General features: G+C 70.6%; 16 protein-coding genes and 1 pseudogene. 6 read left to right on the plus strand and 11 right to left on the minus strand.

Annotation, left to right across the window (positions count from 1 at the left end):
- The first annotated feature begins 140 nt into the window (after positions 1-140).
- A complete protein-coding gene (locus F1D61_RS20315) occupies positions 141-677 on the plus strand; it encodes an ankyrin repeat domain-containing protein (RefSeq protein WP_203153583.1) in 537 nt (178 codons plus the stop codon).
- 6 nt (positions 678-683) lie between these two features.
- On the opposite strand, the gene F1D61_RS20320 is transcribed toward F1D61_RS20315, so the two are convergent.
- The 9 genes and pseudogenes from F1D61_RS20320 to F1D61_RS20360 form a co-directional block, all read right to left on the minus strand.
- Positions 684-1,757: a lysylphosphatidylglycerol synthase domain-containing protein gene (locus F1D61_RS20320; protein ID WP_246775435.1), complete on the minus strand. Its 1,074-nt coding sequence runs from the start codon at positions 1,755-1,757 to the stop codon at positions 684-686.
- Positions 1,754-2,098 carry a (2Fe-2S) ferredoxin domain-containing protein gene (locus tag F1D61_RS20325; RefSeq protein WP_246775436.1) on the minus strand — a complete coding sequence of 115 codons (345 nt, stop codon included), beginning with the start codon at positions 2,096-2,098 and terminating at the stop codon, positions 1,754-1,756. The genes F1D61_RS20320 and F1D61_RS20325 overlap by 4 nt, the downstream gene beginning before the upstream one ends.
- Before the next feature lie 110 nt (positions 2,099-2,208).
- Positions 2,209-3,408, minus strand: a complete 1,200-nt coding sequence (locus F1D61_RS20330) for an ABC transporter substrate-binding protein (protein WP_203153585.1) — start codon at positions 3,406-3,408, stop codon at positions 2,209-2,211.
- Between the two features lie 861 nt (positions 3,409-4,269).
- A pseudogene (locus F1D61_RS20335) lies at positions 4,270-5,282 on the minus strand (ABC transporter ATP-binding protein).
- 7 nt (positions 5,283-5,289) lie between these two features.
- Entirely contained in the window at positions 5,290-6,330 is a 1,041-nt protein-coding gene (locus F1D61_RS20340; protein ID WP_203153587.1) for an ABC transporter ATP-binding protein, read from the minus strand.
- On the minus strand, positions 6,327-7,238 hold the full coding sequence (locus F1D61_RS20345) for an ABC transporter permease (protein WP_203153595.1): 912 nt from the start codon (positions 7,236-7,238) through the stop codon (positions 6,327-6,329). Before F1D61_RS20345 ends, F1D61_RS20340 begins: the two co-directional genes overlap by 4 nt.
- A gap of 4 nt (positions 7,239-7,242) precedes the next feature.
- On the minus strand, positions 7,243-8,196 hold the full coding sequence (locus F1D61_RS20350) for an ABC transporter permease (RefSeq protein ID WP_203153597.1): 954 nt from the start codon (positions 8,194-8,196) through the stop codon (positions 7,243-7,245).
- 283 nt (positions 8,197-8,479) lie between these two features.
- Positions 8,480-10,108 (minus strand): ABC transporter substrate-binding protein, encoded by a 1,629-nt coding sequence (locus tag F1D61_RS20355; protein WP_203153599.1) that lies wholly within the window; start codon positions 10,106-10,108, stop codon positions 8,480-8,482.
- Positions 10,109-10,259: 151 nt separating this feature from the next.
- Positions 10,260-10,805, minus strand: a complete 546-nt coding sequence (locus tag F1D61_RS20360) for a TetR/AcrR family transcriptional regulator (protein ID WP_203153601.1) — start codon at positions 10,803-10,805, stop codon at positions 10,260-10,262.
- A gap of 97 nt (positions 10,806-10,902) precedes the next feature.
- Here F1D61_RS20360 and F1D61_RS20365 point away from each other — a divergent pair, with 97 nt between their 5' ends.
- Positions 10,903-11,298 (plus strand): DUF2306 domain-containing protein, encoded by a 396-nt coding sequence (locus tag F1D61_RS20365; protein WP_203153603.1) that lies wholly within the window; start codon positions 10,903-10,905, stop codon positions 11,296-11,298.
- 28 nt (positions 11,299-11,326) lie between these two features.
- Here F1D61_RS20365 and F1D61_RS20370 read toward each other — a convergent pair whose 3' ends face one another.
- Positions 11,327-12,076 carry a sulfate transporter family protein gene (locus F1D61_RS20370; protein WP_203153605.1) on the minus strand — a complete coding sequence of 250 codons (750 nt, stop codon included), beginning with the start codon at positions 12,074-12,076 and terminating at the stop codon, positions 11,327-11,329.
- Positions 12,077-12,224: 148 nt separating this feature from the next.
- Here F1D61_RS20370 and F1D61_RS20375 point away from each other — a divergent pair, with 148 nt between their 5' ends.
- The 4 genes from F1D61_RS20375 (at position 12,225) to F1D61_RS20390 (ending at position 17,028) form a co-directional block, all read left to right on the plus strand.
- Positions 12,225-12,614, plus strand: a complete 390-nt coding sequence (locus tag F1D61_RS20375; protein ID WP_203153607.1) for a DUF3775 domain-containing protein — start codon at positions 12,225-12,227, stop codon at positions 12,612-12,614.
- A gap of 412 nt (positions 12,615-13,026) precedes the next feature.
- Entirely contained in the window at positions 13,027-14,190 is a 1,164-nt protein-coding gene (locus F1D61_RS20380; protein ID WP_203153609.1) for an IS4 family transposase, read from the plus strand.
- A 251-nt stretch (positions 14,191-14,441) separates the two neighbouring features.
- Positions 14,442-15,968 (plus strand): phytoene desaturase family protein, encoded by a 1,527-nt coding sequence (crtI, locus tag F1D61_RS20385; RefSeq protein WP_203153611.1) that lies wholly within the window; start codon positions 14,442-14,444, stop codon positions 15,966-15,968.
- Positions 15,949-17,028, plus strand: a complete 1,080-nt coding sequence (locus F1D61_RS20390) for a phytoene/squalene synthase family protein (protein ID WP_203153613.1) — start codon at positions 15,949-15,951, stop codon at positions 17,026-17,028. The genes crtI and F1D61_RS20390 overlap by 20 nt, the downstream gene beginning before the upstream one ends.
- A 118-nt stretch (positions 17,029-17,146) precedes the next feature.
- Here the strand turns inward: F1D61_RS20390 and murJ are convergent, their stop codons facing one another.
- Positions 17,147-18,670: a murein biosynthesis integral membrane protein MurJ gene (gene murJ, locus F1D61_RS20395; protein WP_203153615.1), complete on the minus strand. Its 1,524-nt coding sequence runs from the start codon at positions 18,668-18,670 to the stop codon at positions 17,147-17,149.
- Positions 18,671-18,704: the final 34 nt, after the last annotated feature.

Raw genomic sequence — 18,704 nt, forward strand, 5'->3', positions numbered from 1 at the left:
GGACTTTCTGCGTCGCGTAGTGAACGTCGTCCTAACCCCTCCGTCGCACGGACGGCGTTCGGTGCATCGGCGAACCGTCCTCTTGGCAGTCCGCCCCTCTGCCCGATATCCGGCAGCGACGAATCAGGGATGCGAGCGCGATGCAGAACGAGGAGCCGGGCGCAAAGGCGCAGCCGATGCTGGACGAGGACACGATCGCCTTCGCGGGCCGGGTCTTCCAGTATGCCCGCCTCGGCCACCACGCGGAACTGGCCGAACTGCTGCGCATGGGCCTGCCGCCCAACCTGCGCAACGACAAGGGCGACACGCTGCTGATGCTGGCGGCCTATCACGGCCATGTCGAGACGGTGGCCGTGCTGATGGCGCACAAGGCCGATCCGGAGATCGCCAACGACCGCGGCCAGACCCCGCTCGCCGCGGCGGCGTTCAAGGGCGCGATGCCGGCGGTGCTGGCGCTCCTCGACGGCGGAGCCGCGATCGACGGCGCCGGGCCGGACGGGCGCACCGCCCTGATGACGGCGGCGATGTTCAACCGCGTCGAGATGGTGGAGGCGCTGCTCGCCCGCGGGGCCGATCCGGCCCGCCGCGACGCCGGCGGCCACACCGCCGAGAGCGCCGCCCGCGCGATGAACGCCCCGGACACGCCGGAGCTGCTCGCCCGGGCGGCGCGGGGTTGAGACGCGTCAGGCGGCCGGCGGCACCGCCTTCGCCGCCATCAGCCCGCGCCGGGCCTCGATCGCCTGCCAGGCCATCAGTCCGGGCACGCCCAGCACCACGTCCGGCACCCGCTTGACCAGCGAGAGGGCGAGCGCGGTGTGCGGATCGATGCCGAACAGGCTGCCGAGGAGCACGAAGCCGCCCTCCTGCACCCCGAGCCCGCTCGGGACCGGGAAGGCGGCGGACTTGATCGCCTGACTCAAGGATTCGAGCACCACCGCCTCGGCGAAGGTCACCCCCTGGATGCCGATGCAGTGCAGGGCGATCCAGATCTCCAGGGCACCGAGGAACCAGGCGGCGAGGTGGAGCAGGAGGCCCTGGGCGAGCGGCCACCCGCGCCGGCGGTCCCAGATCGCGTCGAGGGAGGCCTGCACGCCGCCGCCGGCCGGGGCGGTCCCGCCTTCCGCGGCGAAGCGGCGGGCGAGCGCGCTCACCTGGCGCTCGATGAAGGCGGCGCCGCCGTAGCGCTGCACCGCGAAGAAGGCCGCGAGCACCACGCCGCTCAGGGCCAGCCCTTTGGCGCACCACGCCGCCAGGGTCGCGGCCTGCTCGCCCTCGAGCCGCGACAGCAGCACGACGCCGGTCAGCGCGAACAGCGCCTGGGTGACGACCTGGAAGAACATGTCGACCAGGATGCCGGCGGCGCTCGCCGCGCCGGTGACGCCCCAGAAGGTGAGGAGGCGCGCGCCCAGGACCTCGCCGCCCACCGAGGCGACGGGCAGGAGCACGTTGACGCCCTCGCGCACGAAGCGCAGCAGCACGAACGGGCCGGCGGCGACGCCGACGAGGCCGGTGAGGACCCGGGCCCAGGCGACGCCGCACAGCCCGATGATCGCGACCCGCACCAGCACCACCGCAAAGATGCCGAGGAGGCCGACGCGCCCGAAGGCGTCCGCGACCGCCCCGACGTCGTTGGCGGCGACGAGCCAGAGGGCCAGGACCACGCCGATCGCCGCGCCGAGGAGCGGCACGCGCCGCAGCAGGCGGCGCCCCAGGCTCGGGCGCGTTCCGATCCGCGCGGCGGTCTGCGTCGCCGTCACGGCATCGTCTCCCGCGCGGGCAGCAGGGCGTCCAGCATCGCCTCGGGGGCCAGCGCCGGATCGAGGACCAGGAGCCGGCCGGCGCCGAGGGAGCCGGCGGTGGCGAGCGTCAGGCTGCGCTTCGGGCACAGGCCCAGGCAGCCGGTCTCGACCACCCGCACCTTGCGGCCGCGCCGGTCCGCCTTGAGGGCGCGCTTCAACCCGCCCCGGACCGCCTTGGCGCCGAGCCCCTGCCGCTTGGCGCACTTGCCGCACACCATCACGATCTCGGCGAAGGGGGCGGCGGCGGCCTTGGCTGCTCCCTTGGCCGGTCCGCGTTTCGTCACCGGCGCCTTGCTCACCGCGTCCTGGTCTCCCGTCCTTCGAATCCGGGTCCGGAGTTACCCCCCGGCCGGGAGGGGCGCAACGCGGCATGACGCGGCGCCGCGTCATGCCGCCCGGCCCTCGCCGCTCAGGTCTTCGGCACAAGGGGGCAGCCGCCCTGGTTCATCGGCTTGAACGCCTGGTCGCCGGGAATGGTGGCGAGCTTGTTGTAGACGTCCCACGGGCCCTTGGATTCGGACGGCTTCTTGACCTCGAACAGGTACATGTCGTGGATCGTGCGGCCGTCGGCCCGGATCATGCCCTTGCCGAACAGCGGATCGTCGGTCGGGTTGGCCTTCATCCACTCCATCACGGCCTTCGGGTCCTTCGACTTCGTCGCCGAGACCGCCTTCAGGTAGTGCATCAGCCCGCCATAGACGCCGGCCTGGTTCATGCTCGGCATGTTCCCGTTCGCCCGCTTGGCGAAGCGCTCCGAGAAGGCCCGGGTGCCGTCGTTGAGGTCCCAGTAGAAGGCCTCCGTCAGAACCAGCCCCTTGGCGGTCTCGAGGCCGAGGGCCTTGGCGTCCTGGGCGTAGAACAGCAGGGCCGCGAGCTTCTGCCCGCCTTCCGTGATGCCGAATTCATGCGCCTGCTTGACGGCGTTGATCGTGTCGCCGCCGGCATTGGCGAGCCCGATCACCTTGGCGCCGGAGCTTTGCGCCTGGAGCAGGAAGGACGAGAAGTCGCTCGCCGGGAACGGCACCTTGGCCGAGCCCAGCACCTTGCCGCCGCTGCGGGTTACAACGGACGCGGTCTCGCTCTGGAGCGATTGCCCGAAGGCGTAATCGGCGGTGAGGAAGAACCAGGAATCGCCCCCGCGCTTGACCATGGCGCCGCCGGTGCCGTTCGCCAGCGCGTAGGTGTCGTAGGTCCAGTGGACGGTATTGGGCGAGCATTGCGCCCCGGTCAGGTCGGTGCTGCCGGCGCCCGAATCGACGAAGATCTTGTTCTTCTCGCGGGTGACCTGGCTGACGGCGAGCGCCACCGACGAGGTCGGGACATCGAAGATGGCGTCGACCCCGTCCCGGTCGTACCATTGCCGGGCGATGCCGGCGCCGACATCCGGCTTGTTCTGGTGGTCGGCGGAGACGATCTCGACGCGGATGGATTTGTCGATCGCCGCGAAGTCTTCCACCGCCAGCTGCGCCGCGGTGACCGATCCCTTGCCGCCGATATCCGAATAGACCCCCGACATGTCGTTCAGGACGCCGATCTTGATCGTGGTCTGAGCCGAGGCGGAGGCCGCCGACAGCACCAGGCAGCCGGCGGACAACAGCAGCCGTTTCATGGAATTCAAGACATCCTCCCGGTACGATTGTTATCGGGACAGGAGGGGGTAGCGGAGGGGATACGTCAAGCGGGGCGGGGGGATGGCTTGCGCGGCCAATCGTCGGGTTCGCGGGGCGCGGGCAGGCGGCATTGCGGTTCCTGAGAGCCTGTTTGAGCAGAGTGATTTGACAAAAACTGAGAAGAATCAGGAGATATCCTACCCTTCCACCTCATCCTGAGGTGTTGGCGATCAGAGATCGCACGCGATCGCAGATCGACTGACCTCGAAGGAGGGCTCCAGAAGCCTCGGCGATCCCTGGAGCCCTCCTTCGAGGCTCACTTCGTTCGCACCTCAGGATGAGGTTAGAGGGTAGGATGATCCCGCTCGCCTCAAGTCTTGGGTAGAAGTCCTGCTCAAACAGGCTCTGAGGCCGCGGCCGTAGGTGGCCACTTCGCGGGTTACCCCTCTCCCCGCCCGCGCAGGGCTGTCCGGGGAAAGACGAGGCGCAGGAAATCCCTCTCCCCGCGGGCGGGGAGAGGCTTTCGTCCCCCTTGTCGGGGACGAAAGGAGCGGAGGCGAAAGCCGCAGCGAGGGTGAGGGGGTGTTTCCGGATGAGGCTCCTTCGGAAACACCCCCTCACCCTCGCCCTTCGGGCTTCCTGAGCCCCTTCGGAGCTCAGGCCTCTCCCCGCCCGCGGGGAGAGGGGAAACCCGCGCTTTTTTCTTTCCCCGGACAACCCTGCCGCCCGCGGGGAGAGGGGTAACCCGGAGCCTTCTTCTTTCCCCCGTCAGTCCGTATTCCGTCGAAAGCGGGAGGGTCCGCCTTCTTCGTCGGGGCGAAGTTCATCGAAACGATATGAGCGACCGCGTGAATCGATGTTCAGGCCGCCACCTCACCCACCCGCACGCACCGCGCCGCATGCCCCGGCGTCACCGCCACCCGCGCCGGCAGACCCTCCCGGCAGGCCGGCACCACGAGGCCGCAGCGGGGCTCGAACGGGCAGCCGGGGGCGGGTCGGCGAGGTCGGGGGGGGAACCCGGGATGGTCGGCAGCCGCACGCCCCGGGGCGAATCCGGCGTGATGCGCGAGGCGAGCAGGCCCCGCGTGTAGGGATGGGCCGGGGTGCCGATGACCTCGCCGCTCGCGCCGACCTCGACGAGGTGGCCGCCATACATCACCGCCACCCGGTCGGCGACCTGCACCGCCACGCCGACATCGTGGGTGACGAAGATCACCGCGAGCCCCAGGTCGCGCTGCAATTCGCGCAGGAGCAGCAGGATCTGGATCTGCACCGTGGCATCGAGCGCCGTGGTCGGCTCGTCGGCCAGCAGCACCTTCGGCCGGCAGGCGAGTGCCAGCGCGATCATCGCCCGCTGGCGCATGCCGCCGGACAATTCGTGCGGATAGGCGTCGAGCCGCCTGGCCGGCGACGGGATGTGGACGCGCTCGAACAGTTCGAGCGCGCGAGCCCGCCCGGCGGCACGGGAGACGCCCTCGTGGCGCATCACGGCCTCCGCGATCTGGTCGCCGATGCGGTAGACCGGATCCAGGGCGAGGCCCGGATCCTGGAAGATCATCGCGACGGTGCCGCCGCGATAGGCCGAGAGCGCCTTCGGCTTCAGCGCGAGCACGTCATGGCCGTCGACCCGCAGGTGCCCGCCGATGCGGGTGCGGGATTCCGGCAGGAGCCGCATCAGGGCCCGCAGGGTCACGGACTTGCCGGAACCGGATTCGCCGAGCAGGGCCAGGGCCTCGCCGGCCCGGATCGAGAAATCGACCCCGCCGACCGCGCGGACGGGTTTGCGGCCGCCGAGGAAATCGACCGTGAGGTCGCGGACCTCGATCAGGGCGTTGGAGGTGGTGGTGTCGCTCGTGCGCAGGGGTGCGTTCATGACTGCCTCACGCCGCCAGCGGGACTTCGGGCGCCTTGGGGTGGCCGGACCCCGCCGCCGCCATGTGGCAGGCGGCGAAATGGGCCGGGGCGACCGGATCGAGGCCGGGCTCGCGGGTGCGGCACACATCCGCCGCGAACTGGCAGCGGGTGTGGAAGCGGCAGCCCGGGGGCGGGTTGATCGGGTTCGGCGGATCGCCGGTGAGCGGCGCCTCCTCCAGCCGGGCATTCGGGTCGGTGGAGGGCTGGGAGGCGAGCAAGGCCGCGGTGTAGGGGTGGCGCGGGGTGCCGAGGATCGCGTCGGCCGGGCCGATCTCGGCGATCCGGCCGAGATACATCACCATCACCCGGTCGGACATGAAGCGCACGACGTTGAGATCGTGCGAGATGAAGATGTAGGTCAGGCCGAATTCCTGCTTGAGGTCGGTGAGCAGGTTCAGCACCTGCGCCTCCACCGATTTGTCGAGGGCCGACACCGCCTCGTCGAGGATCAGGAGGCGCGGTTCGAGGGCGAGCGCCCGGGCGATGTTGACCCGCTGGCGCTGGCCGCCCGAGACCTCGTGGGGATAGCGCCCGCCGAAGCGCCGCGGCTCGAGGCCGACCCGGCGCAAGAGGTCGTGGGCGCGGGCGAGCGCCGCGGCCGCCGAGAGGCCATGCGCCCGCGGCCCGAAGGCGACCGATTCCTCGACCGTGAGGCGCGGGTTGAGCGAGGCGTAGGAATCCTGGAACACCATCTGCACCTGGCGGCGATAGGCCTTCAGGTCGAGGGCACGGGAGCCGAGCAATTCGCCGTCGAAGACGATCTCGCCCTTGTCCTGCCGGGCGATCTGCATGAGGAGCCGCGCCGTCGTCGACTTGCCGCAGCCGGATTCGCCGACGACGCCGAGGGTCTCGCCCTTCATCACCGAGAAGTCGACGCCGTCGACGGCCCGCACCGCCGGGCCCTTGCCGAACAGGCCGCCCTTGCCGGGAAAGTGCTTCACCAGGCCGTCGACGGTCAGCAGCGGCTGGGCGGGGCCGCCGCGGTCGCGGGGATCGAGATCGGTCACTGGCGCACCTCCATGGCCGAGCGCAGGCCGTCCGACAGCAAATTGAACGAGATCGACGTGATGAAGATCATCACGCCGGGGAGCGCGGCCACGACCGGGTTGACGTAGATCGCGGTGCGCAGGGTGTTGAGCATCAGACCCCATTCCGGCTCCGGCGGCTTCACGCCGAGGCCGAGGAAGGAGAGGCCCGACGCCAGGATCATCGAGACCGAGATCAGGCTGGTGGCGTAGACGAAGACCGGACCCAGCACGTTGCCGAGCACCTGCACCCGCACCACCGTGAACGGGTTCGCACCAGATACCCGGGCCGCCTCGACGTAGTCGCGGTTGCGGATCTGCACCGTGACGCTTTCCGCAACCCGGGTGATCTGGGGCACGAACACCACCGTCAGCGACACGATCGAGTTCAGGATGCCGGCCCCGAGCGCGCCCGACAGCGCGATGGCGAGCAGCACCGAGGGAAAGGCGAAGAACACGTCGACCACGCGCATGATCAGCGTGTTGACCCAGCCGCCGGCATAACCCGCCAGGATGCCGAGCCCCGAGCCGACGAAGAACGCGATGACGACCGGCAGCACGCCCATGAACAGCGACAGGCGGCCGGCATAGAGGAGCCTCGTGAGCATGTCGCGGCCGAGCTCGTCCGAGCCGAGCCAGTAGGTCGCGTCGCCGACGTGGCGCAGGCGCCGGACCATCGAACCCTTGAACGGGTCCATCGGGGCGATCAGCGGCGCGAAGATCGCCGCGAGCACGATGGCGAGGATCACGAGGCCGGCGGCCATCGCCACCGGATCGCGGGCGAGCCGCCGCAGCACGCTGCCCCAGTAGCCGCGGGACGCCACGGCCGGAATCTCGGGCGTCGGGACGGAGGCGACGGGATCGCCGGTCAGCGAGGTCTGGATCGACATCGGATCAGGCCCTCTCGATGCGGGGGTCGAGGGCGGTCTGCACCACGTCGACCAGGAGGTTGAGGGTGACGAAGAACATCGCCAGCACCAGGATCGTGCCTTGCAGGAGCGGCAGGTCGCGCTGGAAGATCGCGGCGTTGAGGAGGAAGCCGGTGCCCGGCCAGGCGAACACCGTCTCGATCAGGATCGAGCCGCCGAGCAGGTAGCCGAGCTGCAAGCCCATGATGGCGATGGCGGTCGGCGCCGCGTTCTTGACCACGTGGCGGAAGACGCCCAATTCCGACAGGCCCTTGGCGCGCAAGGCCTGCACGAAGTCCTGGTGCAGGATGTCGCCGACGAGCGCCCGGACCGTGCGCGAGATCACCCCCATGGGGATCACCGACATGGTGATGGCGGGCAGCAGGATGTAGCGCAGGTGCTCGATGTCCGGGACCCAGTTGCCCGAGCCCTGCGGCCCCGCGCCGGTCGGCGGCAGCCAGCCGAGGGTGGCCGAGAACACGATCACCAGCACGATGCCGAGCCAGTAATGCGGCACGCTGACCCCGAACACCGCGATCGACGAGGCGACCCGGTCGAGCCAGGAATCCCGGGCATAGCCGGCGACGAAGCCGAAGAAGGTGCCGAAGGTGAAGCCGATCAGCGTCGCGACGGAGGCCAGGATCAGGCTGTTGCCGACGGCGCGGCCGACCTCCGCCAGGACCGGCCGGCCGGTGGCGATCGAGGTGCCGAGATCGCCGTGCAGGATCTTCCAGAGCCACAGGCCGTACTGCACCGGCAGCGGCTTGTCGAAGCCGTAGGCCGACCGCATCTGCGCCTGCATCTCGGCGGTGGCGTCCACCGGCAGGATCGCGCTCAGGGGATCGCCGGGGGCGAGGTGGACGAGGAGGAAGCACACCAGGCTGACGCCCAGGGCGACCGGGGCGGCGTAGCCGATGCGCTTGAGGATGAAGAGGATCATGGGGCGGCGCCGGTTGTCGGGGTCATGGCCTGCCGGGGGCCGGGCGGGGTCGTGATGTGTCAGACTGTCGTCATGCGGTCTGTCCCACCCTGAACCTCATCCTGAGGTGCCGGAGCGAAGCGGAGGCCTCGAAGGAGGGCTCCAGAAGCCTCGCGATCCCTGGAGCCCTCCTTCGAGGTCAGCCCATCGTTGATGGACTGACACCTCAGGATGAGGTCGCGGGTGGGGGAGCGAAAATCGACTGGCTCTATGTTTTTTCAAACCACTCCGAATGGTTTTTTGTCTATTTCGCCATGGTGATCGGCGAGAAATCCTGGAACCAGCTCTGCGCCTGGACGAAGCCCTGGACCTTCTTGCTCATCGCCCGCGGATTGACGTCGTGGGTGACCATCAGGAACAGCGCGTCATCCACGAACTTCTCGTGGATCTTCTGCAACACCCCGACTTGCTCCTTCGGATCGAAGGTCGTGCGGACCTGATCGAACAGCTTGTCCATCGCCGGATCGCAGTAATAGCCCCAGTTGGTGCCGTTCGGCGGCGCCAGGTTGCACTGGGCGTGGCGGATGAAGGCGGTGAACGGGTCCTGGATCAGGTAGGAGTAGTTCATCGCGGTGCCGCCCCGCGCGCTATCGGACTTGGAGCCGGCCCGCCAGATGTTGATCAGCGTGTTCCATTCCACGACCTCGTAATCGACCTTGATGCCGACTTCCGCGAGGTTCTGCTGGATGAACTCGTTCATCGGCAGCGGCTGCATCTGGCCCGAGCCCGAGGCCGAGATCAGGATCTTGGTGACGAGCGGCTTGCTCGGGCTGAAGCCCGCTTCCTTCAGGAGCTTCTTGGCCGCCTCCGGATCATACGAGAGCTTGAAGGTGGGCTTGCCGAACCACGGATGGCCGGGGGTCAGGAAGCCCTCCGCCGGGGTGGCGAGGCCGCCCAGGAACTCCTTCAGGCCCTCGCGGTCGACGGCGAGGTTCGCGGCCTTGCGCACCCGGATGTCGTTCCACGGCGAGCCCTCGGCCCGCGACAGGTGCCAGGTCCAGTTATGCGGGTAGAGGTTGGTGACCAGCGCAAAGCCCGCCGCCTTGAGCGAGGCCACCGCGTCCGGCGCCGGCGCCTCGATCCAGTCGACCTGGCCCGAGCGGAGCGCGGCCACCCGGGCATTGGCCTCGGGGAGCGGCACCAGGACCATGCGGTCGAGCTTCGGAACCCGGCCCTTGTCCCAGTATTCCTTGTTCGGGGCCAGTTCCAGGCGCTCGCGCGGGACGAAGCCGGTCACCTTCCAGGGACCGGTGCCCGAGGGCGACTTGGCGACGGCGTCCCAGCTCTTGCCCTGCTTCTCCCAGTTGGCGGGAGACGACATCAGGATCCAGGCGATCTGATAGGGGAAGGTGGCGTCCGGGTTCTTGGTGACGATCTCCACCGTCATCGGATCGACCGCCTTGTACGACGCGACCGCCGGGATGCGGGTGCGGCCCTGCGCCGATTGGCGCGGATCGAATTGCGGGCTGTCCTGCTTCAGAAGCTTGTCGAGGTTCCACACCACCGCATTGGCGTCGAAGGCCGAACCGTCATGGAAGGTCACGCCGGGGCGGAGCTTGAAGGTCCAGCGGGTCTTGTCGGCCGGATCGATCGTCCAGGAGGTGGCCAACCCGGGCGTCAGGTCGGAGGCCTTGTCGGACCGGCTGAGGTCCCAGTTGATGAGGGCGTCGTAGATCGTATAGCCGGCAAACCGCATGCCCTCGCCGCCATTGTCGGCCTGGCCGGTGGTGAGCGGGATGTCCGAGGCGGTCATGCCGATGCGCAGCACGCCCTGCGCGCTCGCGGGCCCCACCAGCGCGAGGGCGAGGGCGAGCCCGGACAGGGTTCGCCCGAGCGCGGACCGGCGCAGGAGCGGGCGGGTGAGCAGCGGCATCGTGAAATTTCCCCGTCGGTGACTGACGGGGAAGGGACTGCAAGAGCCCTGCCAACTGTTTCGCGATCGTGAGCCCGGTTCCTGGGCAGGGAAAATGCCTAGATTTTGGGCTGCCTCATTCGAGGGCGAACGATCAACAGCGGAATTGCTCTCATGTAAGGCAGGCCTCCGCCTGTGCCGCATCGATCTTCCGGTCGGCGACGAGATGGGCGAGGCCATGCACCAGCGCCCAGGCCCGCAGGGCCTCGCGCTCGGCGGGGGCTGAGGGCTCGCGCGCGGCCACCACGTTTCGCAACGCCCCGAACGCGGAGCCCGAGGCCTCCGCGAGATCGGGATGCGCGGCGCCATCGACCACGCCGCCGAACATCAGCCGGAAGGTCGCCCGATCCGCATTGGCGAAGTGCAGATAGGCCCGGCCTAGGGCGGTGAGCCGGCCTGCCGGCTCGGCCCGGCTTCCCGCCGCGTCGAGCGCCCGGCGCAACTCCCGGAACCCCTCCGCCGCCAGCGCCGCCAGCAGCGCCTCGCGGCTGGCGAAGTGGCGGTACGGAGCGTTGTGCGACACGCCCGCCAGCCGCGCCGCCTCGCGCAAGGTGACAGCCTCGACGCCGCCGGATCGCAGCAACTCGCGCGCCGCCGCGATCAGGCTGCGGCGCAAGTCGCCGTGATGATAGGCGCTGCCGTCCTCGGATGTTGACAACGTCCACATGTCCCGTATGTTGCGCCTGTCAACATAAGCGTGTCGGACAGAGCCGCAAGTCGCGGGTGCCGCCGCATGCCTTGGATCGGGGTTCGCCGTGACGCTCCAGCCGCTCCTCCAGGCCTCGCCGATGATCCAGGCCCATGCCGCGGCGGCGATCGCAGCCCTGCTGCTCGGGGCGGTGCAGTTCGTCCTGCCGTGCGGCGGAGGGCGGCACCGGTGGATGGGCATGATGTGGGTCGGCCTGATGGCTGTGGTGGCGCTCAGCTCCTTCGGCATCTCGAGCCTGCGTCAGGTCGGGCCATTCAGCTGGATCCACCTCCTGTCGGTGCTTTCGCTCGCCCTTCTCGTCCGTGCGGTGCTCGCCGCGCGGCGGGGCGACATCGCGGCCCACCGCTGGACCATGATCGGGCTCTATCTCGGCGCGCTGGTGATCACCGGGCTGTTCACCCTGCTGCCCGGGCGGATCATGGGACACGTGGTGCTCGGGTGAGGGTGTCCCGATCGGATTCGGCCTTCGCTCAGCGCTGCCTCACGTCGATCCGGTCGCGGTCCATCGCCAGCGGCGGACGGGTGACCGGGGCCTTCAGCAGCCGGTCGCGGCTCAGGCCCTTGTGGACATGGACCATCAGGGCGATGCCGAAGAGCGGCGTGATCAGGTTGACGACCGGGATCACCATCAGCCCGGCGAGCAGGGCGCCGGCCAGCATCACGGTCGCGGAATGGTGGCGCCGCATGGCGCCGGCCTCGGGCAGCGGCCGGAACCGGGCGGCGGCGAGTTCGAAATATTCCCGGCCGAGCAGGTAGGTGTTGGCGAGGAAGAACGCCGCCACGTTGACCCCCGGCACCAGCAGCAGAAGCAAGGCCGCGAGGTTGACGGCGAGCGCGAGGCCGGCGAACCGCAATGTGTAGAGCATCGCCTGGGACAGCGGCATCGCCCGGCCCGGCACCTCGTCCGGGAAGTCGGTGCGCTCGACGATCTCGGCGGCGTCGTCGAGGAAGTAGCCCGCCACCAGGATCGAGACCGGCGGCAGGATGTAGGCGAGCCCGACGAAGATCCCGGCTCCGGCGAGGAACGACGCCACGGCGTTGACCATCGCGTAGTCGGTCGAGATCGGGTGGGCGGCGAGGATCGCCGCGATGCCCTTGGTGAGGCCAAACCACACCAGGACCAGGAGCCCGACCGTGAGGCCGAGCGACTTCCACAGGATCGCCCGGAGCGGCGGGGAGAACACCTGCCGCAGGGCCGCGAAGGCGGCGTTGATCAGCATCGGGAACCTCGAGGAATGGCGCGCCGCCGCTCACTTGATGTCGAACGGCCCCGGCGTCCAGAGGTGAACCGATCACGGCGAACCCGGCCGCGCTTCGCGGGTTGAGGCTGACATCCAGTGTCGCGCGTGCTGCGAGGAGGTTCGGCCGATGGACATCGCCGTTGAGAAAGTCTGTGAGTTCATCCTGCGGGTCCGGGCCCTCGACGTGAAGGAGGGTCTGAGCGACCCCGATTCCGGCTCGAACCCGATCGACGACGGCGCCCGCGACGTGCTGGTCGACGGCACCGACGACGCCACCGAAGAGGAGCTGCGCGAGGTGATCGCCGGCCTCAACGACGACGAGCGGGCCGAGCTGGTGGCGATCCTGTTCATCGGTCGCGGCGACATGGAGCCGGAGGAATTTCCCGATGCCGTCCGCCTCGCCCGCGAGCGCGAGGCCGCGGGCACCCGCCCTGCCGATTACCTCCTCGGCATCCCGAATGTCGGCGACCTGCTCGACGAGGGGCTGGCGGCGTTGGGGTTGAGCTGCGACGTGTAGGCGACCGATCGGGTCCTGTCGGAAGCACGGCCGGTCCCACGGCGCGTCCGGCAGGAGAAGAGCGCGGGTTTCTCCTCTCCCCGCCCACGGCAGGTCTGTCCGGGGAAAGACTGAGGCGCGAGTTTTCCCCTCTCCCCGCGGGCGGGGAGAGGCCTGAGCTCCGAAGGGGCTCAGGAAGCCCGAAGGGCGAGGGTGAGGGGGTGTTTCCGAAGGAGCCTCATCCGGAAACACCCCCTCACCCTCGCTCCGGCTTTCGCCTCCGCTCACTTCATCGACGACAAGGTCGATGAAGTCCTCTCCCCGCCCGCGGCAGGGCTGTCCGGGGAAAATTTGGGTCTGGGTGCATGCCCTGCCACGCCGGAGGTGATCCGGGAGTTGTCCGGTTGTCGAGACACGAACATCCGGGCAGGACATGCACCCCAGCGATACCCGCTTCGCCCAGCTGCTGGAAGGCCTCGATCGCCAGCAGATCGCCCAAAGCGTCGCGCGCCACGGCGCCGACGCCTACGACAAGTGCTTCTCCTCCTGGGATCACCTGCTGGCCCTGATCTTCGCCCAGCTCAGCCCCGCCGCCAGCTTGCGCGCCCTGGAGGTCGCCTGGAACGCTCACGCCGCGGCCCATCCCCAGCTCGGCACCGGGCGGCTGCATCGCTCGACCCTCTCGGATGCCAACCAGCGCCGCCCCCTGGCGGTGTTCACCGAGACCTTCGCCCGCCTGGTCGGCCAACTCGACCGTCGCCTGCGCCGCGACGGACGCACCTTGCTGCGCCTGATCGATGCCACCCCGATCCCGCTCGGCGCCCTGCACGGCTGGGCCCGCTCGAACGGCCGCATCCGCGGGATGAAGCTGCACCTGGCCTACACACCCGAAACCCACCAGCCCCGCCTGCTCGACCTCACCCCCGCCACCCGCAACGATGCCGAGATCGGCCGCCGGATCCCGCTGGAGCGCGGCGCCACATACGTCTTCGACAAGGGCTATTGCCACTACGGCTGGTGGAGCGCCATCGCCGAGGCCCAGGCGACGTTCGTCACCCGACCCAAGACCAACATGCGCCTGCGCGTGCGCACCGGCCGTCCCCTGCCGCCCGAGCCCGAGCGGGAGGGCGACGGCTTCACGCTGCTGGCCGATCACGAGGTCGCCCTGGCCAGCAAGGGCGACTCGCGCCTGGGCATGGGCCTGCGCCGGATCCAGTTGCGCCGCCACGAGGGCGGAGCACGCCTGACGCTGGTGACCAACGACCTGACCCGTCCCGCCACCCAGATCGCCGCCCTCTACAAGACGCGCTGGCAGATCGAGCTGTTGTTCCGCTGGCTCAAGCAGCACCTGGCGATCCGCCGCTTCCTGGGCCACAGCGAGGAAGCCGTGCGCCTGCAGTTGGTGGCGGCGATGATCACCTTCGCGCTGCTGCGCCTGGCGCTGCGCCGCCACTGCCCGCGCGTGCCGATCCTGCGCTTCGTCGACCTGCTGCGACAGGGCTTGTTCGAGCCGCAGACCTGGGCCGAGGTCCGGGCCCTGCTATCGCCAAGACCGACCGCAACCAGGCGCAGAAGGAGGACGGCCCATGCCTCCTAACTTCCCCGGACAGCCCTGCGCCCGCGGGGAGAGGGGGATTTCCCGCGCCTCGTCTTTCCCCGGACAGCCCTGCGCCCGCGGGGAGAGGCGAAAACCCGCGCCTTTTGCTTCAGCGAGACGGCCCTGACAGGGATGTCAATCCAGGTTGACGCTAGCACGCTGTCAGCCGCTCGTCCCTCGATCTGCGGTCTGCCGGGGAGGTCGCCTTTTCCCCTTGCCACCCGGCCCGACCGCGACGATAGTGTCAACCTATGTTGACACTCGACGATGCGCCGCCGCGGGTCACGTCCGCCCGGCGCCGCCCCCATGCGGTGGTGATCGGCAGCGGCTTCGGCGGGCTCGCGGCGGCCATCCGGCTCGGCGCGCGGGGCTACCGGGTCGCCGTGCTCGAACGGCTCGACCAGCCGGGCGGGCGGGCGCGGGTCCACCGGCAGGACGGTTTCGCCTTCGATGCCGGGCCGACCATCGTCACCGCGCCGTTCCTGTTCGAGGAATTGTGGGGCTTGTGCGGGCGTCGTCTCGCCGACGACGTGACGCTCGTGCCGATGCGGCCGTTCTACCGCATCCGCTTCGACGACGGCGCCACCTTCGCGATGTGCGGCGAGGCCGAGACGATGCGCCGGGAGGTCGAGCGCCTGTCCCCCGGCGAGGGTGGTGCGTATGACCGCTTCATGGCGCTCTCCGACGAGTTGTGCCGGGTCGGGTTCGAGCAGCTCGGCGCGGTGCCGTTCGGCCGCGTCGCCGACATGCTGCGCGTCGCCCCCGACCTCCTGCGGATCGGCGGCCATCGCAGCGTCTACAGCCTGGTCTCGTCGGTGTTCCGCGACGAGCGCCTGCGCACGGCGTTCAGCTTCCACCCGCTCCTCATCGGCGGCTCGCCGTTCCGGGCGAGCGCGCTCTACGGCCTGATCGCCTCGCTCGAACGGCGCTGGGGCGTGCATTCGGCGCTCGGCGGCACGGGGGCGCTGGTGCGCGGGATGGTGCGCCTGATCGAGGGCCAGGGCGGCGAGGTGCGGTGCGGCGCCGAGGTCGAGCGCATCCTCGTGCGGGACGGCACCGCCCGGGGCGTGGCGCTCACCGACGGCACCGAGTTCCCCGCCGACGTGGTGGTGTCGAACGCCGATTCGGCCGTGACGGCGCTCCACCTGCTGCCGAAGCAGGCGCGGGGCTGGCGCGAGCGGCGTCTCTCCCGGGCGCATTCCTCGATGGGGCTGTTCGTCTGGTATTTCGGCACGCGACGCCGCTATCCGGATCTCGCCCACCACACGATCCTGCTCGGGCCCCGCTATCGCGGGCTCCTCGACGACATCTTTTCCCGCAAGGTGCTGGCCGAGGACATGAGCCTCTACCTGCACCGCCCGACCGCGACCGATCCGAGCGTGGCCCCGCCGGGCCACGATGCGTTCTACGCGCTGGCTCCGGTGCCGAACCTCGCCGGCGGGCAGGATTGGGCGGCGCTCGCCGAACCGTTCCGGCAGCGCATCGCCGCGCGCCTCGAAGCCACCGTGCTGCCGGGCCTGTCGGACGCCCTCGTCACCTCCCGGGTGACGACGCCGCAGGATTTTTCCGACGACTTCCTGTCCTGGCGCGGCTCGGGCTTCGGCCTGGAGCCGATCCTGACGCAGAGCGCGTATTTCCGCCCGCACAACCGCTGCGGTTCGGTGCGCCACCTCTACCTCGTCGGCGCCGGCACCCATCCGGGGGCCGGGCTGCCGGGGGTGCTCTCCTCCTCGAAGATCCTCGATCGCGTGGTGCCGGATGCTGCCGTCTTCGCCTGATCCGCGTCGTCAGACGCCCTTCGCCGCCGCCCTGGCCCGCGCCGCCGACCACAGCGCCTGCCGGGACGCGATCCGGGCCGGCTCGCGCAGCTTCTATGCCGCGTCGTGGCTGCTGCCCGAGGCGGTGCGCCGCGACGCCTACGGGCTCTACGCCTTCTGCCGCCTCTCCGACGACGCGGTGGACGGGGCGGGCGCCCGGGGAGACGCCGTGCCGCGGCTGCGGGCCCGGCTGGCGGCGGCCTATGCCGGCCGGCCTTCCGATGCGCCCGCCGACCGGGCGCTCGCCGAGATCGTGACCCGCCACGCCATCCCCGAGGCGTTGCCCGCCGCCCTCCTCGAGGGGCTGGCCTGGGACGCCGCCGGGCGGCGCCACCCGGACCTCTCCTCCCTCGTCGCCTACGCGGCCCGGGTCGCCGGCTCGGTCGGCGCCATGATGACCCTGGTGATGGGCGAGCGCTCGCCGGAAGCCCTGGCCCGGGCCTGCGACCTCGGCATCGCCATGCAGCTCACCAACGTCGCCCGCGACGTCGGCGAGGATGCCCGCAACGGGCGCCTCTACCTGCCGGAAGACTGGCTGCGCGAGGCCGGGATCGACCCCGACGCGTTCCTGGCCCGGCCCGAACCGAGCCCCGCCCTCGCCGCCGTGGTGGCCCGCCTGCTCGCGGCGGCCGACCTCCTCTACGCCCGGGCCGAATCCGGCATCGCGATGCTGCCCCCCGCCTGCCGCCCGGCGGTGCGCGCCGCCGGGCTGATTTACGCCGAGATCGGCCGCGACCTCGCCCGCGCCGGGCTCGACCCGGTCACCCGCCGCGCCCGGGTGCCGGGCGCCCGCAAGGCACAGCTCCTCGCCCGCGCGCTCGCCAGTTCCTCGATCCGCCGCGCCGACCGGCCGGCCCTGCCGGAGGCGGCGTTCCTGATCGAGGCGGTGGCGGCGATGCCGGCGCATCCCGCGGCCTCGCGGCCGGCCTGGTGGAATCTCGGTGCGCAGGTCGCGCGGGTGCTTGATCTCATCGAGACGTTGCGGGAGCGCGAGCGCCTGGGCGGTGCGGCGCCGTCGTGAGGAGCCCGAGCGCCAAGCGTCGGAGCCGTCCCGGGTCTCGCGTCACGACGATCGGGGCGCCGCGAACGGGAGGAGGCCGGGTGATCCGGATCCGGCGAGATGCCTTCCGGAATTCGTCTCACACCCGCCGCAACCGCACCCCGCCCAGCCGCAGGGCCACCAGCAGCGTCGCCCCGTAGGCGACGAGCCCGGCCAGCCCCAGGGTCGTCAGCACGGCCAGTTCGCGGAAGCGCGGCAGGGACGGCATCAGGCGGTCGATCAGCGGCAGGCCGCCGAGGGTGCAGGCGGCGAGCACGACGCAGGCGGCCAGCACCCCGCCGGCGGTGACGATCAGCGTGCGGCTCGGCGCGGTCCAGCCGCGGCCATAGGCGAGGCAGAACAGGATCAGCACGTTGACCCAGACGCCCGCCGCGGTGGCGAGCGCCAGGCCCATCACCCCGAGCGGTCCGGTGAGCACCACCTTCAGCCCGACATTGACCGCGACTGCGGTGAGCGAGGCGACGACCGGCGTGCGGGTGTCGTGGCGGGCGTAGAAGCTCGCCACGATCGAGCGGATCAGCACCGCCGCCGGGAGCGCCAGGCCGTAGGCCGCCAGCACCGCGCCGGAGCGGGCCGCCGCCTCGGCATCGAAGGCGCCGCGCTGGAACAGGGCGGTCATGATCAGGTCCGGCACCAGCAGGAACGCCACCGCGAACGGCGCCGAGAGGGCGAGCGAGAAGCCGGTGGCGCGGTTCTGCGCCGCATGCGCCCCGTCGGCGTCGCCCGCCGCGACCCGCCGGCTCATCTCCGGCAGGAGCACCGTGCCGGCGGCGATGCCGATGACCCCGAAGGGCAGCTGGTAGAGCCGGTCGGCGTAGTACAGCGCCGAGACCGCGCCGGTCGGCAGGAACGAGGCGATGATGGTGTCGGCGAACATCGCGATCTGCACCCCGGCCGAGCCGATCACCGCCGGCCCCAGCATCCGGAAGAACCGGCGCATGCCGTCGTCGCTCAATGTCGGGCGCACGAGGGTGGGAGCGAGGCCGGCGCGCCGGGCATCTGCCCAGACCAGCAGGAACTGCAGCACGCCCGACACCGCGACGCCCCAGGCGGCGGCGTAGCCGGCATTCGGGAACAGGAAGGCGAGGGCGAGCGCCGCCAGCAGCGAGACGTTGAGCAGCACCGGCGCGGCGGCGGCGGCGGCGAAGCGGCGGCGGGCATTGAGGATGCCCGACAGGAGCGTCACCTGCGTGATGAACAGCAGGTACGGGAAGGTGATGCGGGTGAGCGTCACCGCGAGAGCGAATTTTTCGGGCTCGTCGACGAAGCCGGGGGCGAGCGCCCGCACGATCAGGGGCATCAGCGGCAGGGCGAGCGCCAGGAGCGCCACCTGCACCAGCAGCATCAGGGTATAGACCCGGTCGGCGAAGGCCCGCGCCGCGCCGTCCTTCGCGTCGAGGGCGGCGTAGGTCGGCACGAAGGCGACGTTGAAGGCCCCCTCGCCGAAGATCGCGCGGAAGTGGTTCGGCAGCCGGAAGGCCACCACGAAGGCGTCGGCGATCGGCCCGGCGCCCATCACGGCGGCCATGACCACGTCGCGCAGGAAGCCGGTGGCCCGGGAGACCAGCGTCCAGCCGCCGACCGAGAGGATGCTGCGAATCATGCGGCGGTCCATAGCACAGGACCGCCGCGAGAAA

Source organism: Methylobacterium aquaticum (assembly GCF_016804325.1).
GTDB lineage: Bacteria > Pseudomonadota > Alphaproteobacteria > Rhizobiales > Beijerinckiaceae > Methylobacterium > Methylobacterium aquaticum_C.

Bases quoted from the DNA above. Each gene is read 5' to 3' on its own strand.
- F1D61_RS20315 (WP_203153583.1), top strand. From the start codon at position 141: ATGCAGAACGAGGAGCCGGGCGCAAAGGCGCAGCCGATGCTGGACGAG.
- F1D61_RS20330 (WP_203153585.1), bottom strand. From the start codon at position 3,408: ATGAAACGGCTGCTGTTGTCCGCCGGCTGCCTGGTGCTGTCGGCGGCC.
- F1D61_RS20345 (WP_203153595.1), bottom strand. From the start codon at position 7,238: ATGTCGATCCAGACCTCGCTGACCGGCGATCCCGTCGCCTCCGTCCCG.
- F1D61_RS20350 (WP_203153597.1), bottom strand. From the start codon at position 8,196: ATGATCCTCTTCATCCTCAAGCGCATCGGCTACGCCGCCCCGGTCGCC.
- F1D61_RS20355 (WP_203153599.1), bottom strand. From the start codon at position 10,108: ATGCCGCTGCTCACCCGCCCGCTCCTGCGCCGGTCCGCGCTCGGGCGA.
- F1D61_RS20370 (WP_203153605.1), bottom strand. From the start codon at position 12,076: ATGCTGATCAACGCCGCCTTCGCGGCCCTGCGGCAGGTGTTCTCCCCG.
- F1D61_RS20375 (WP_203153607.1), top strand. From the start codon at position 12,225: ATGGACATCGCCGTTGAGAAAGTCTGTGAGTTCATCCTGCGGGTCCGG.
- F1D61_RS20380 (WP_203153609.1), top strand. From the start codon at position 13,027: ATGCACCCCAGCGATACCCGCTTCGCCCAGCTGCTGGAAGGCCTCGAT.
- crtI (WP_203153611.1), top strand. From the start codon at position 14,442: ATGTTGACACTCGACGATGCGCCGCCGCGGGTCACGTCCGCCCGGCGC.
- F1D61_RS20390 (WP_203153613.1), top strand. From the start codon at position 15,949: ATGCTGCCGTCTTCGCCTGATCCGCGTCGTCAGACGCCCTTCGCCGCC.
- murJ (WP_203153615.1), bottom strand. From the start codon at position 18,670: ATGATTCGCAGCATCCTCTCGGTCGGCGGCTGGACGCTGGTCTCCCGG.